13 protein-coding genes and 1 pseudogene are annotated in these 12,712 nt (G+C 39.0%); 4 read left to right on the forward strand and 10 right to left on the reverse strand.

All coding sequences use genetic code 11. From position 1 onward, the window contains the following. On the forward strand, positions 1 to 212 hold a 212-nt coding region (locus tag F3G98_RS06810; protein ID WP_188116976.1), incomplete at its 5' end, for an NAD(P)/FAD-dependent oxidoreductase. 158 nt (positions 213 to 370) lie between these two features. Here the strand turns inward: F3G98_RS06810 and F3G98_RS06815 are convergent. From F3G98_RS06815 to F3G98_RS06850, 8 genes and pseudogenes are all read right to left on the reverse strand, one after another. Then, on the reverse strand, positions 371 to 595 hold the full coding sequence (locus F3G98_RS06815; protein WP_103608523.1) for a hypothetical protein: 225 nt from the start codon (positions 593 to 595) through the stop codon (positions 371 to 373). A gap of 57 nt (positions 596 to 652) precedes the next feature. Then, positions 653 to 853: pseudogene (locus tag F3G98_RS06820) on the reverse strand (hypothetical protein); the annotation flags it as partial. Positions 854 to 1,147: 294 nt separating this feature from the next. After that, positions 1,148 to 1,786, reverse strand: coding sequence for an HAD family hydrolase (locus F3G98_RS06825; RefSeq protein WP_103608522.1), 639 nt, complete (start codon positions 1,784 to 1,786; stop codon positions 1,148 to 1,150). Positions 1,787 to 1,858: 72 nt separating this feature from the next. After that, a complete protein-coding gene (locus F3G98_RS06830; RefSeq protein ID WP_103608521.1) occupies positions 1,859 to 2,872 on the reverse strand; it encodes an OmpA family protein in 1,014 nt (337 codons plus the stop codon). Positions 2,873 to 3,027: 155 nt separating this feature from the next. Beyond that, complete coding sequence (gene rpsI, locus F3G98_RS06835) at positions 3,028 to 3,417, reverse strand: 30S ribosomal protein S9 (protein WP_002939337.1); 390 nt, start codon at positions 3,415 to 3,417, stop codon at positions 3,028 to 3,030. Positions 3,418 to 3,419: 2 nt separating this feature from the next. Beyond that, on the reverse strand, positions 3,420 to 3,848 hold the full coding sequence (gene rplM, locus F3G98_RS06840; RefSeq protein WP_002939292.1) for a 50S ribosomal protein L13: 429 nt from the start codon (positions 3,846 to 3,848) through the stop codon (positions 3,420 to 3,422). An 80-nt stretch (positions 3,849 to 3,928) separates the two neighbouring features. Then, positions 3,929 to 6,748 carry a RecB-like helicase gene (locus F3G98_RS06845; protein ID WP_103608520.1) on the reverse strand — a complete coding sequence of 940 codons (2,820 nt, stop codon included), beginning with the start codon at positions 6,746 to 6,748 and terminating at the stop codon, positions 3,929 to 3,931. After that, complete coding sequence (locus F3G98_RS06850; protein ID WP_149725930.1) at positions 6,745 to 9,090, reverse strand: PD-(D/E)XK nuclease family protein; 2,346 nt, start codon at positions 9,088 to 9,090, stop codon at positions 6,745 to 6,747. Before F3G98_RS06850 ends, F3G98_RS06845 begins: the two co-directional genes overlap by 4 nt. A 150-nt stretch (positions 9,091 to 9,240) precedes the next feature. Here F3G98_RS06850 and F3G98_RS06855 point away from each other — a divergent pair, with 150 nt between their 5' ends. The 3 genes from F3G98_RS06855 to F3G98_RS10920 all read left to right on the forward strand — a co-directional run bounded on the left by F3G98_RS06855 (position 9,241) and on the right by F3G98_RS10920 (position 11,566). Next, the gene (locus tag F3G98_RS06855; RefSeq protein WP_149725931.1) at positions 9,241 to 9,828 is read left to right on the forward strand and encodes a flavin reductase; all 588 of its coding nucleotides are present in this window, start codon (positions 9,241 to 9,243) and stop codon (positions 9,826 to 9,828) included. Positions 9,829 to 10,171: 343 nt separating this feature from the next. Next, on the forward strand, positions 10,172 to 11,332 hold the full coding sequence (gene nhaA / locus F3G98_RS06865) for a Na+/H+ antiporter NhaA (RefSeq protein ID WP_149725932.1): 1,161 nt from the start codon (positions 10,172 to 10,174) through the stop codon (positions 11,330 to 11,332). Between the two features lie 105 nt (positions 11,333 to 11,437). Further along, positions 11,438 to 11,566 carry a hypothetical protein gene (locus F3G98_RS10920; RefSeq protein WP_021084773.1) on the forward strand — a complete coding sequence of 43 codons (129 nt, stop codon included), beginning with the start codon at positions 11,438 to 11,440 and terminating at the stop codon, positions 11,564 to 11,566. A gap of 81 nt (positions 11,567 to 11,647) precedes the next feature. Here F3G98_RS10920 and F3G98_RS06875 read toward each other — a convergent pair whose 3' ends face one another. Both F3G98_RS06875 and F3G98_RS06880 read right to left on the reverse strand, forming a co-directional pair. After that, complete coding sequence (locus F3G98_RS06875) at positions 11,648 to 12,118, reverse strand: FixH family protein (RefSeq protein WP_149725933.1); 471 nt, start codon at positions 12,116 to 12,118, stop codon at positions 11,648 to 11,650. After that, positions 12,111 to 12,680 (reverse strand): hypothetical protein, encoded by a 570-nt coding sequence (locus tag F3G98_RS06880; protein WP_103558638.1) that lies wholly within the window; start codon positions 12,678 to 12,680, stop codon positions 12,111 to 12,113. Before F3G98_RS06880 ends, F3G98_RS06875 begins: the two co-directional genes overlap by 8 nt. Positions 12,681 to 12,712 lie beyond the last annotated feature (32 nt).

The raw sequence follows: 12,712 nt of genomic DNA on the forward strand, positions 1-12,712 counted from the left end.
CCCCAGCTGGGACATTTGGCTTTGAAAGGGCTGAAGTTACAAAAGGCGGTGTAAAAACAGAGTTTTTAGATGAAAATTTAGAGTGCAAAAGCGTAAAGGGGCTTTATTTTATAGGTGAAGTTTTAGATATCACTGGTATGCTTGGTGGATATAACTTACATTTTGCATTTGCAAGCGCTCTAAAGGTGGCTAACGCTTTAAAAAATAGCTAATCAAATAGAAAAGTGAAATTTAGCTAGTGGCAGCCAAAACTGCTACTAAAATTACTATTTTTTGCTTAAGCTCGTAAGCTCACAAAGCTTCTTGTCTGATTTATAAATTTTATTCTTATCTTGAGCTGGGATAAACGTTTGAAAATGCCTTAAATTTCCTATCTTGGCATAACACCTTGAAAATAAGAATGTGTAAATTTCTCATTTTGCTCGATCTTACTATCGTCTGTTTTGGCTAAATTTTTATCTCTAAAATCACAAAGTCCCCAAAGTCCAGCTCTAATCTTATAAAATTCTTTATTAGTCTGCACTATCCGTCTTATACTAGCAAATGGAGTTTTGCTGCCCCAAGTGCTAACATCAAGTTTTATGGTAAAGATCAAAAAGCGTTGCCATGCCACCAAGGCTAGCTAACGCTTCTACTACGCACTTTTTTTGGTTCATTTCTCGCTTAGATACTCTTGTAAGCTTTTTACTTCAAGTGCTTTGCCAGTTTGAACTGTGCTTAGTGACTTAGCAGCTGCGAGTGCTGCACGGATAGTTGTAAAGTATGGGATCTTAAATCTAAGCACATTTTGGCGGATCTTTTTGCCATCATCAACGCTTGATTTAGTATCGCTTGTGTTTATAACAAGTGCTATGAGATCTTTTTTTCGATACCAACAAAATCTCAAAATCTCTAACTAATAAATTCTAATACGAGCATATTTATTGCATATCTTACTAATAAATTTATCTAACACAACAAAAAATGCAGAATTTATTAAAAACAAGAATTATCTAGATTAATAAAATAGTAGCAGGTATTTTTGATATGAAATTATAAAATTCTTTTTGGTCCATTAAAGCATTTTGCAATAACTTAAAACAAAAATTTATGAATAAATTTACGTTTAAAAGGTATCAGACTCAGGAGCCTTAATAAACTTTCACTATTATGCTTCTTTGATAAAGTTGACAGCTTCATGTGGATTTGCAAATATATGCTCGCTAAACTGCCTCAAATCAGACTCTTTACCATATCCGCATGTAAGGCCAGCGCCCGTTATAAGAGCAGCTTTAGCAGCCTTTAGATCCATGATAGTGTCGCCAACCATAAACGCATTATCTTTTTCTTTGCCTAGTCTCCTTAAAGCTAAATTTATAGGTTCTGGATCTGGTTTTGGATTTACTACATCATCTCGTCCGACAACTGTTTTTATAAATTTCATAACGCCTAAATGTTCAAGTAAAATGATAGAAAATTTTGATGTCTTTGTCGTAACAACACCAACATCAGCAAACGTGCTAGCTTCTTTTAAAGCATCCATAGCATGCGGTAAAAGCACGGTCTCATCTAAATAGATCTTCTCATAGCAAGCTTTATACTCTTTTACATATTCACCTATTAAATTCTTCTTGGCACCGAGTTTTTCAAACATTATTTCAAGCGGATATCCTACTAGAGATTTTAGTGTATCATGATCGGGCACTTTTTTATCGTGAGCCAAAAACGCCGCATCAAAGCCTTTTAAAATAGCAGAAGTAGAGTCTATAAGTGTGCCATCTAAGTCAAAAAGTATAGTTTTGTTCATGATAGTCTCCGCAGAAATAAAAAAGGGCTCAGCCGAAGCCAAGCCCTAAAGAAGTAATTTTAAATAATAAAATTATTTATGGAAAGTAGCTTCAACACGTCTGTTTTGAGCGCGACCTTCTTTAGTTTTGTTTGTAGCGATTGGTTTAAGTTCGCCGTAACCAACTGTAGAAATTTTAGCTTTTTCTACGCCGTAACCAGCAAGAACCTCAGCCACTGCTTTTGCTCTTTTTTCAGATAGTTTTTGGTTGTAAGCTTCTGCACCTACGCTATCAGTGTGACCAGCAAGTACAACTTTATAATCTGGGTGTTCGCCCATAAAGTCAGCTACTTTTTTGATCTCAGCTGCATATTTTGGTCCAACTTTGTAGCTATCAAATGCGAAGTTAACATCTAGGTCTCTAAGAACGATAACTTTCTCGCATCCTCTTTCGTCAACAACTACACCAGCTGGAGTGTTAGGGCATTGATCGATATCATTTGGCACGCCATCATTGTCATCATCAAGAACTGGAGCTGGAGCTGCTGCTGGAGCTGCTGGAGCTGCTGCTACAACTGGAGCTGCTTTTGAATCAAGACCGATGCCAAAGCCTAGTGAATAGAATAGGTTGTGATCAGCATGCTCAAATTTGATAGCATCTCTTGCCTCTGCTTTAAGAGCAAATCTATCTGTTACTTGGTATCTTAAACCAAGACCATATTGACCAAAACCGCCATCTTCGTTTTTAACAAAAATAGCTGGAACATCTTCATAACCAGCACCGATTAAACCATATAGGCTAACTGGTCCAAAGTCAACGATATTTTTTACAAGGTTAGCGTGGTATCTAAGAGCTCTACCCTCTCTTACAACGTTACCTGTTCTCTCTTTAAGTTTTTGAGAGTAATCAACACCAAGTTCAACTTGATCAAAGAAGAAATCTTCAAGGTTTCTAGCCGCTCTAATACCAACAAAGTTGTGGTCTTTTACACGTAGATTTCCTTCTGGATGAACACCACCGATAGTTGGAGTGATCTCATAGTTGTATGCTGCGTTAGACGCAAAAACCGCTGTTGCGGCAACCATAGCTAAAGCAATCTTTTTCATAATAGAATTCCTTTCAAATAGGGATTTTTAATGTTGACTATAATTTTACCTAAATAAAAATAAATCAACTTTAAATTATAACCAAATTCTTAATGTAAATCTGACAATTTACATAACCTAAATTTTGCAAATGCAAAAGCACTTGCAAAAAACCATTAACGTTTAGAGAATTGTGGGCTTCTTCTAGCCTTTCTTCTACCAAATTTCTTACGTTCTACAACACGAGAATCTCTAGTTAGCAAGCCTTTTGGTTTAAGCGCTGCTCTAAAATCAGCATCCATATCAGCTAAAGCACGTGAAATGCCGTGTCTTAAAGCCTCAGCTTGTGCTGAATAACCGCCACCTAAAGTTGTAGCTACTACGTCTATTAAACTCTCTTGTTTTGTTACTAAAAGTGGTTGAATAACTTTAAGCTTGATAGCCTCGTGACCGCCAAGCCAAGTGTTAAGATCCATACCATTTACTACGATTTTACCGCTTCCAGACTTTATCCAAACCTTTGCTACGGCAGTTTTTCTTTTACCAGTTGCATAAACTTTTGCCATAATTATTTTCCTTCTTTTTTAGCTATTTGTGCCGTATGAGGATGCTCACTGCCAGCATAAACTTTTAGTTTTTTTATCATCTCTCTTCCAAGTTTTGTCTTTGGAAGCATGCCACGAACAGCTAATTTAAATAGTTTTTCTGGCTTATTTGCTATCAAATCGCCAAATTTCTCGCTCTTTACGCTGCCAAAATATCCTGAGTGTCTGTGATAAAGTTTATCTTCAGCTTTGTTATTACCAGTAAATTCTACTTTAGAAGCATTTATGATGATAACATAGTCGCCACAATCTACGTTTGGCGTGAAGCATGGTTTGTTTTTGCCACGAAGTATAGTTGCTACCTCAGTTAGCAATCTACCAAAGCGCTTACCAGCTGCATCAACTACGATCCAGTCTCGCTTAACTTCGTTTGGCTTTGTTATTTTTGTCATTTTCTTACCTTTGCCAAGTTAATTTTTGAGTTGTGATTGTATTTAAACAATGCTTTAATAAAGCTTAAATTAAGTAGCGTTTAAACTTCAATATATGAAATTTTGCCTTCAAGTGCATAGAAGATGACGGCGATTATACTATGTTTTTCATAAAATTTAGCGAGCGCATCTTTATACTCTTTTACCTGTTTTTTGTTCTCTTCTATATTTTTGTCTGTCGTTTTATAATCAATCACGCAAATTTCTCGATCGTTAAAGCAAAAAAGATCCATCTGTTTTAACTCATTTTTTACTTTAAATGGCTGCTCTTTGTAAATTTCTTTGCCCTTTATGCACTCTATAAATTTTGGTTCATTTATAAGCATTTTTGCCCTAGTAAGGGCATCTTCAAGGACTTCAAGCGGCAAAAACTTATGAAATTTATTTAGCATCAAATTTTTAGCTTTTTCTAGTGAAATTTCATCAAATTTCTCGCTCATCTCAAGCAGATAGTGAAACGCCAGGCCAAAATATATCGCGTTTAAATTTTTTCCACTCGTTTTTTGCTCTTTTACCTCAACCTCTTGCCTCTCTATCTTTAAAATTTCAGGCATTTCCTCATCTTTTTTTGCCTCTTTTTGCTCGCTCTTGCTAGGTAAAATTTTGCCAAAACTAAACTCTTTGAGATCAAGATAGTCGTTTGCTTCGCTCTTGTCGCTTTTTGTGTAAAATGAAAAAAAACTTGGGCTACTTCCGCTTGGGACGGCTTGCTTGATGATGATGAGCGACTTTGTTGCCCTTGTGAAAGCGACGTAAATTTTATTGATATTTTCTTGCTTTTCAAGCTCTTTCATCTGCTCCAAAACGCTTGCGTAGTCGCTATCAAAATTCTCTCTGCCTGAAATTTTACTCTTTACGATCCATTCGCCCTCTTCGCTGTATTCGGTTATGAAATTTGAGTCATCCCCCCTACCCTTGCCCATCATGTCGCAAACTATGACGTGAGCGAATTCTAGCCCCTTTGACTTATGCACGGTCATCACTCTCACGCCATCGCTACTTTTTGGGCTGATCTTTGAGCTAAAGTTTTCAAGGTTAAATATAAAATCACTTAAATTTTTATACCCCACGCTTAGCTCAAACAGCCTCAAGATATCAACATCTGCCATGCTTATGCCTAAATTTTTAGCTAAGTAAAATAGGCTATTTGTAGCGCTCTCTTCAGGCTTTATGCTTAGTTTTTTGACTTTTGCATTTACTAGCGCTTTTACATTTTTCTCATAAATTTCTTCTTTAAATAGGCAAAATTTCGCATACTCGATGATCGCTGCAACAAGTGGCGTTCTTTTTAGCTCCAAAGTGCCTTCATTGACGCTTTTTATCCCTTCACTGCTAAGCACTTCTGAGATGAGGCTAATGTCGCTATTTTTCCAGCAAAGCACGGTTATCTCGCTTGCATTTACGCCAGCTTTTAAAAGCTCACTTGCTTGCGAAACGACCGCACCTGCGATATCTTCATCGCTTAGCACACGCAAGTAGCCGTAGTCGTCTTTTTCTACTTCAAAGTATGCACACTCACCGATTACCTCGTAGCTTAGCGCCTCATCTTTTTTGGCTGGCTCTTGTGGCTCAAAACTAAGCCCATATCTGTGATAAATTTCTTCAAAAATGGCGTTATTAAATTTCACCAAAGCCTTTAAACTGCGGTAGTTGCTTGGCAAATTTTCTATATCTATCTGGCTAAAATCATCTCCAAGCTTGTCAAAAAGCTCCTTTTTGCCACCTCTAAATTTATAGATGCTCTGCTTCGTATCGCCCACGTAAAAGAAGCTTCCAAGCCCGTTTTGTCCGTATCCAGAGACGATTTCAGCGATGAGCGGTAAGATGATCTCATACTGGATCACGTTTGTATCTTGAAACTCATCGACTAAGAGGTGATTTATCCTGCCATCAAGCCTAAAATAAAGCGCCTCTTTGTCTAAGCTTTGCACCAAAAGCTTAAAAACCAGCTTGTTTATATCAGCAAAACTTAGCGTATTTATCTCTTTGTTTAGCTCCAAATTTGAAGCCTTATAAAGCTTTAATAGCTTACTAAAGCCACTTAGCCTATACTTTTCGACTTCTAAGATGTAGTTTTTCGCTGCCTCTTTTAGCTCACAAAAAAGCCTATCAAGCTCAGGGGTGTAAATTTTACTAAAAGTGCGGTAGTCTAGGCTCTGCCTAGCAAAAACCTTATTCTTAAATAGCTCAAATAAATTTTGCTCGCCAAATGTCTTTTTAGCCACATCGCTAGCGCCATTTTGCAAGGCTATATGCTCATTTAACGCCTTTTGTGCCGCCCTTACCTTGCTATCATCTGGATAGCTTGCGCCACTATCTTTTAGCTCGCCGCCAAAGCTCTCATAAAATTTCGCCAAAGTCTGCGAAAAGCTAGCCTCTTTTTGGCTTGAAATTATCATCATTAAGGCTAGCTCGCCAAGCAGTTTTTTATCCTTGCTCACCTCTTTTACAAATTTTTTCCACGCCAGATCTTGCAAGCTATCTTGCACGCTGTAATCAGGGCTAAGCCCTAAATTTTGGCTAAATTTCTTTAGTATCCCAGAGAAAAACGCATCAAATGTATAAATTTTTAACTCACTTTGCAAAAAGACGCTAAGCCTCTCATCTCGCCTTTTTATCGCCTCGTCTTGGCTTATATCAAGCTCCGCGCACACCGCTTCAAGCTCGCCTTTTTTGTTTTGCAGATCCAAAAAAGTGGCGATTATACGCTCTTTCATCTCGTTTGCTGCTTTTTTTGTAAAAGTTAGAGCGACGATCTCGTTTATATTTTCACCTCGAAGCACCAAAGCGATGTAGCGAACGCTTAGCGCAAAGGTTTTACCGCTTCCAGCGCTTGCTTTTAGGGCTAAAAAATTTTTCATAACTCTCTCCTACAAAGTGTAGCGTATTCGCAAAATGCGCAAGCACCGCTCTTTCTCTCAAAATTTATCTTGGTTTTGTTTATGCCTTTTAGCTTTTCTATCTCGCCGTTTAGATCCTCTACGCTTTTTTTAGAGCTAACTAAGCTAGGCTCGTTTTTTAGGGCATAGTAAGCACTTCGTACCTCTCCGCCGTAAAGCGCCTCGTAAAAGGCAAGCTGGAGCGAATTTACATTTGCCTCGCCCGTTTTATAATCAAGTATAAGCATGTCGCCGCTTGCGTCTGCATCGATCCTATCGATAAATCCCTTTATCTGCACGCCGCAAAACTCGCTTTGCACCTCTTTTTCGCACTCAAGCACTCTAAAACCAGCCCTTAAACGCTCGTTTTCATAAATTTCATACTCTTTAAATTTATGCGTCCAAATTTCAAACTCAAGTGGCTTAAGATTTTGCTTTGCAAGCATCTCTTTAAAAAAGGCTAGATCAAAGGTGTTATTTTGCTTATAAAACTCACTCGTGTAATACTCAAAAAGTGCGCTATGAACGCTATTTCCTTGCTTTGTGCCAAGCTCTTTTGCTACTCCTTTTGCAGGCTTTATGCCAGCTATCTTTGTGTAGTAGTATTTTCTTGGGCAGGTTAGAAATAAATTTAGCGTCGAAAACGAGAGTGGGTTTGTGAAAAAATCATGTTCTAAAATAACCTCATCATCCTTTAAATTTAAGCTAGCATCTCCCTTTAAAAATAGCTTCAAATAGGCCTCATCGCTAAATTTCTCATCTTTTATCGTTTTGAAATTTTTTAGAAATCTTGAAGGTATGCTCTCTTCATTTACACAGCAGCTTATCGCCACTTTTTTGGCGTTATTTATGAGGCTTTCGTAGTAAAATCTCTGCAAATTTTCACGCTCCACATAGCTTATAAGCCCCGCTTTTTGCCTCACTTTTGAGTTTAAAAACATCTCATTTGCGCTTCTTGCGGGGATGAAGTTGTCGTTAAAATCAACTATGATGACGCCATCAAATTTCATCCCACGGCTCTCTAGCACGCCCATGACGCTGATCTTTCCGCCGCCCACGTCGTCGATGCTTAGGCGCGAGATATTTAGCAAGAAAATTTCACTTAGCTGCTTTAAGCTAAAGCTAAAATACCTGCATAAATTCTCCATCCTAAAAAGCTCAAGTGCGAGCTTTTCTTCGCATCTTGGCTCATTTTCAAGCGCCAAAAGCTCATCTATTAGCTCTTTAAATTTAGCAAATTCACACGCCTCAAAATAGCTAGCCTTAAATTTCTCAAAAAGCTGCTCGCTCACGCCAAATTCGCTCAAAATAAAGCCAAGCTCCTCGTAGCTCTCACACTTGCTTTGATCAAAAACTGGGCTTGCTTCTTCGTTGATCGCTCTTGTGATGTAGTAAAGTGCTTCATAAAATTTTGTATTTTTAAAGCTCTCGCCCATAGCGTAGTTGAAAATTTTAGCACTATCATGAAGCCTTAAAATCTCGCTAAAGCCCTCATCTGGCAAGATGACAACGATGTTTTCAGGCTTTATCCCCTCGCGCACAAACTCGCTCACCTTTGCCATAGCGTAAGCGCACTGCAAGCTTCTTGTGGCAAATTCTCTTACTAAAACTGGCTCAAATTTTGTGATATTTTCTAGGCAAGTTAGCTCGTTTGTGTTTAAATTTAGCTCATATTTTTTATAGTTTTCAAACTCGCTAATGGCTGAAATTTGTCTTATCTTTTCGATAAGTTTTTTATTAAAAACGCTAGTTTGAAAGATGATCTTTAGCGTTGTTAGTTTTGAGATTTTTTCTAAAATTTCCCACTCAAACTCGCTTAAAATGCCATCAATGTGCAGTGAAATTTCACTAAAACTTTTTATGTAAGCTTCATTTATCGAGTAAATTTTTGGCAAGGTTATATCATCATAAAGATCCTCTTTATCAAGCAAGCTCTCATACTCTTTTAAAACCGCTTCAAGTATGCTTAGATGCTCCTCAAAATCAGCATAAATGTCGTTAAATTTTATCTCTTTAATGCTCTTTTTGCTGATGGCTAGCTCTTTAAAAAATGAAAAAAGATAGTCGTTATTTTTCAAAAATTCAAAAAACTCAGTTGGGATTTTAAGCACCGAGTTTGCCTCTTTGACGCTGGCACAGGCTCTGTTCATAAGCACCAAAGCGTAGGTGCTATCGCACTCAAAGCGGCCATTTACAAAAACGACCTTTTTGTAAAACTCTGCGATGCTTAGACTTTTTGGGATTAGCTCGTCATTAAAGCAAGCGTTAAATTCCCTGATCTTACGTGAGTTTGTAAAGACGAAAAGTTGATTTAGATTGCGCATTTTTCTCTCTTAAATTTTTAAAAAATGATAGCCAAAAGCTGATAAAAGAGCGCTTTTTCTCACTTAAGCTAAGCTTTGAAAATTTTTCTAAATTCATTAAAAATTTAAGCCTTAAAGTGCTGGGGGCTACAATTTCAAAAAGGAGCAAAAATGCATAAAGAGTTAAACAGATCTGGCTTTTACTACGGCTTTCCAGTTTTGCTTGCCACCACAAAAGATCAAAAAGGGCGAGACGATATCACCGTGCTTTCGTCGTCTTGGACGCTAGGAGATAGCGTGGTGCTTGGCATCGGAGTTGATAACAAAGGCTATAAAAATATCCAAAATGGCTCAGATATCACGCTAAATTTATGTGATGAGAGCTTGCTTGAAGCTATAAAAAAGATAGAAAAACTAACAGGCGACGAGGAGGTGCCAGAGGAGAAAAGAGCCCTTGGATATAGCTACGAAAGCGATAAATTTAAGGTGGCAAATTTACACAAAGAGCCAGGCGTAAAGGCAAAAAGCGTGCGCATAAAAGAGTGTAAGATACAGATAGAAACGATCGTAGAAAAGTGCGAGATAAAGGAGTGGTTTTGTATAGTCACTTGCAAGATAGTTGGCATATTTGTGGATGAAAATTTGTTAAAAGATGAAAAGCTAGATACTAAAAATTGGTCGCCACTCATCTATAAATTTAAAGAATACGTCACGACTGGCAAGCGTTTGGGATTAAATTTTGGCTTTAAAGAGGTTTGATCTAGCGTTTGGTAAATTTATTTGGCTTTGACCTTGGCTAAAAACTTTTGGCTGCAAATTTAGCCCTACTGTCAAGTCTTAAAAGCTCGCCGCAAGCAGCCTTTGCTCGCTTACATATATCTAAAATTTCATTCATTTTCGCTCCTTAATCTATAAAAACCGTACGCAAGAGTCCCGCCCTAGTAAACGCAAAAGTAGCCCGCCAAGCTCGGCACAGCAATTTTTAGCGACGCGCCTACCAAATTCGCCTTTAAATTTGACTTGATTATAGCCAAATTCGCCCGAATTTTATGCGAGCGTAAAAATACGCTATAATTGCCAAAATTTATAAAAAGGAAGCAAAATGGGCGGAATAAAAGAGTTTTTAAAACACGAAGCCAGCGGCGGGATTTTGCTGATGATCGCTACGGTCGCGGCGCTATTGTGTCAAAACACATTTTTGAGCGATTTTTACAACGAATTTTTAAAGACCAAATTTACCGTGAGCTTCGGCGAATACGGACTAAGCAAGCCCCTGATCTTGTGGGTGAACGACGGGTTGATGGCGGTATTTTTCTTTCTCATCGGACTCGAGCTAAAGCGCGAGGTTTTGGAGGGTGAGCTAAAAAATCCGTCGCAAATCGCGCTGCCAGCGATCGGCGCGGCAGGCGGCCTGATAGTGCCCGCGGTTATCTTTTATCTTTTTACGAAACACGACTCCTTCGCGCTTGGCGGCTGGGCGATACCGACGGCGACGGATATCGCGTTTGCTCTGGGGATTTTGAGCCTACTTGGGCCTCGCGTACCGACTAGTTTAAAAATTTTCCTCATGACGCTAGCGATCGTAGACGACCTTTGCGCGATCGTGATTATCGCGCTATTTTACACGAGCGAGCTTAACGCCCAAATGCTTGCGGTAGCTGGCGTTTGCCTAGCCGCGCTTTTTGCGCTAAACAGACTCGGCGTAAAGAGCAAGGCGGCGTATCTAATCGTAGGCGCGGTGATGTGGGTAGCGGTGCTAAAATCTGGCGTTCACGCCACGCTTGCCGGCGTCGTGGCGGCCTTTTTCATACCGCTTAGCTTTAAAGACGAGCCGGGCAAATCTATGCTAAAAAGCATCGAGCACGACCTGCACGGCTGGGTGGCGTTTGGCGTGCTGCCGATATTTGCCTTCGTAAACGCAGGCATCTCACTGCGAGGCGTCGGACTGGACGAGATTTTGTCTCCGGTCGCGCTAGGAACGGCGCTGGGGCTTTTCGTCGGCAAGCAAGTCGGGGTATTTTCTTTTAGCTTTTTAGCGATCAAATTTAAGCTAGCCAAGCTGCCAGAAGGGTCAAATTTCATCCAACTTTACGGCATCGCGGTACTTTGCGGCGTAGGATTTACGATGAGCCTTTTCATTAACGGCTTAGCCTACAACGACACGGACGCCTTTGCCTACACCGACAAGCTTGCTATCTTGCTAGGTTCGGTAGTTTCAGGCGCCGCAGGGTTTATATTGCTAAAATTTAGCACCAAAAACTAAAGCGCGCGCATAAAAGAGTGCAAGATACAGATAGAAACGATCGTAGAAAAATGCGAGATAAAGGAGTGGTTTTGCATCGTTACTTGCAAGATAGTTGGCATCTTTGTGGATGAAAATTTGTTAAAAGATGAAAAGCTAGATACTAAAAAATACTCGCCGCTCATCTATAAATTTAAAGAGTACGTCACAACTGGCAAGCGTTTGGGATTAAATTTTGGCTTTAAAGAGGTTTGATCTGGCGTTTTGGCTGGCTAGAAAGCGAAAATTTAAATTTGATTTTGACCTTGGCTAAAAACTTTTGGATGCAAATTTAGCCTATTTTGTAGCGTTAAAATCAAATTTATAATATCTCGTATCTTGCTTGTCGCTTAGCCTTAAAAGTAGCTGCCACCTGCCCTCTTTTAGGCCAACACTCTCGCTTACAAACTCATTTTCTTGCCATGAGGCGCTTAATGTTTTGTTATCTTTGTTTGTTTGTGGGCGAGTTAGTAAAATTTCATAGCTAAGGCTTGAAATTTCACCTTTTTTTGGCGTTAGGAGAAATTTAAACTTACCCTGCAAACCTTTAAATTCTGGCTTGAATTTAAGCTCAAATTTCTCATCAAATCTCGCCTCGCTCTCTTTTATAAATGTGATGTTTTCATCGACGCTTTGATGACTTTGCATATAAGCGCTATCCATCTCGACTGGGTTGTTGATCGCAACAACGATGGTTGCGACGCAAGCTAAGATGATAACCACTATACTAAGCACGATGCCGTAGGGCCAAAAGCTCTTTTTAGCCATTTTTTACCTTTTTATAAAAGATGATGAGAACGAAAAATGCGATCAAGCCGTAGATAAAAATTCGCAAGAAATTTAAGGTCGTTTTGTTTGAGCTGCCGATGCCACTTTCTAGCTTTAAATTTAAGCTCCCAGCGATCTGCTCGGCGATATCAGCGTAGCCGTTTAAGATGGCGGCATTATAGACATCTTTGCCATTTTTTGATACTAAAATGGGGATGATAGTGCCTGATTCTGGACTTACGCTTAAAATTTGCTCCTTGTTAAAGAGCTTTGAAGTGTTTGTATCGCTAAAAATTTCAACCTTTTGCTTATCTTTTATGAGCGCTAAGAAGACAAAAGGCGAGCTTAAATTTTGCTCTTTAAAAAGCATGCCAAGCTCGCCATCTTTATATACGCCAACTACTAAATTTATGCCGCTTTTTTGATAAAGCTCGTCTCCTATCTCATTTAGCTTTTGGCTCACTTTTTGACTTAAAATTCCATCATCATTGATAACGAAATTTGCACCCCAAGCCAAATTTTGCCAGAGCAAAATGATAAAAATGAGTGCAAATTTCTTCAAATTTAGCCTACAAATAGGTGATTTGGCGTAAG

The sequence above is a fragment of the Campylobacter concisus genome, from assembly GCF_902460895.1.
GTDB lineage: Bacteria > Campylobacterota > Campylobacteria > Campylobacterales > Campylobacteraceae > Campylobacter_A > Campylobacter_A concisus_BC.

Excerpts from the sequence above, each read along its gene's own strand:
- F3G98_RS06825 (WP_103608522.1), bottom strand. The coding sequence starts at position 1,786 with ATGAACAAAACTATACTTTTTGACTTAGATGGCACACTTATAGACTCT.
- F3G98_RS06830 (WP_103608521.1), bottom strand. The coding sequence starts at position 2,872 with ATGAAAAAGATTGCTTTAGCTATGGTTGCCGCAACAGCGGTTTTTGCG.
- rpsI (WP_002939337.1), bottom strand. The coding sequence starts at position 3,417 with ATGGCAAAAGTTTATGCAACTGGTAAAAGAAAAACTGCCGTAGCAAAG.
- rplM (WP_002939292.1), bottom strand. The coding sequence starts at position 3,848 with ATGACAAAAATAACAAAGCCAAACGAAGTTAAGCGAGACTGGATCGTA.
- F3G98_RS06845 (WP_103608520.1), bottom strand. The coding sequence starts at position 6,748 with ATGAAAAATTTTTTAGCCCTAAAAGCAAGCGCTGGAAGCGGTAAAACC.
- F3G98_RS06850 (WP_149725930.1), bottom strand. The coding sequence starts at position 9,090 with ATGCGCAATCTAAATCAACTTTTCGTCTTTACAAACTCACGTAAGATC.
- F3G98_RS06855 (WP_149725931.1), top strand. The coding sequence starts at position 9,241 with ATGCATAAAGAGTTAAACAGATCTGGCTTTTACTACGGCTTTCCAGTT.
- nhaA (WP_149725932.1), top strand. The coding sequence starts at position 10,172 with ATGGGCGGAATAAAAGAGTTTTTAAAACACGAAGCCAGCGGCGGGATT.
- F3G98_RS06875 (WP_149725933.1), bottom strand. The coding sequence starts at position 12,118 with ATGGCTAAAAAGAGCTTTTGGCCCTACGGCATCGTGCTTAGTATAGTG.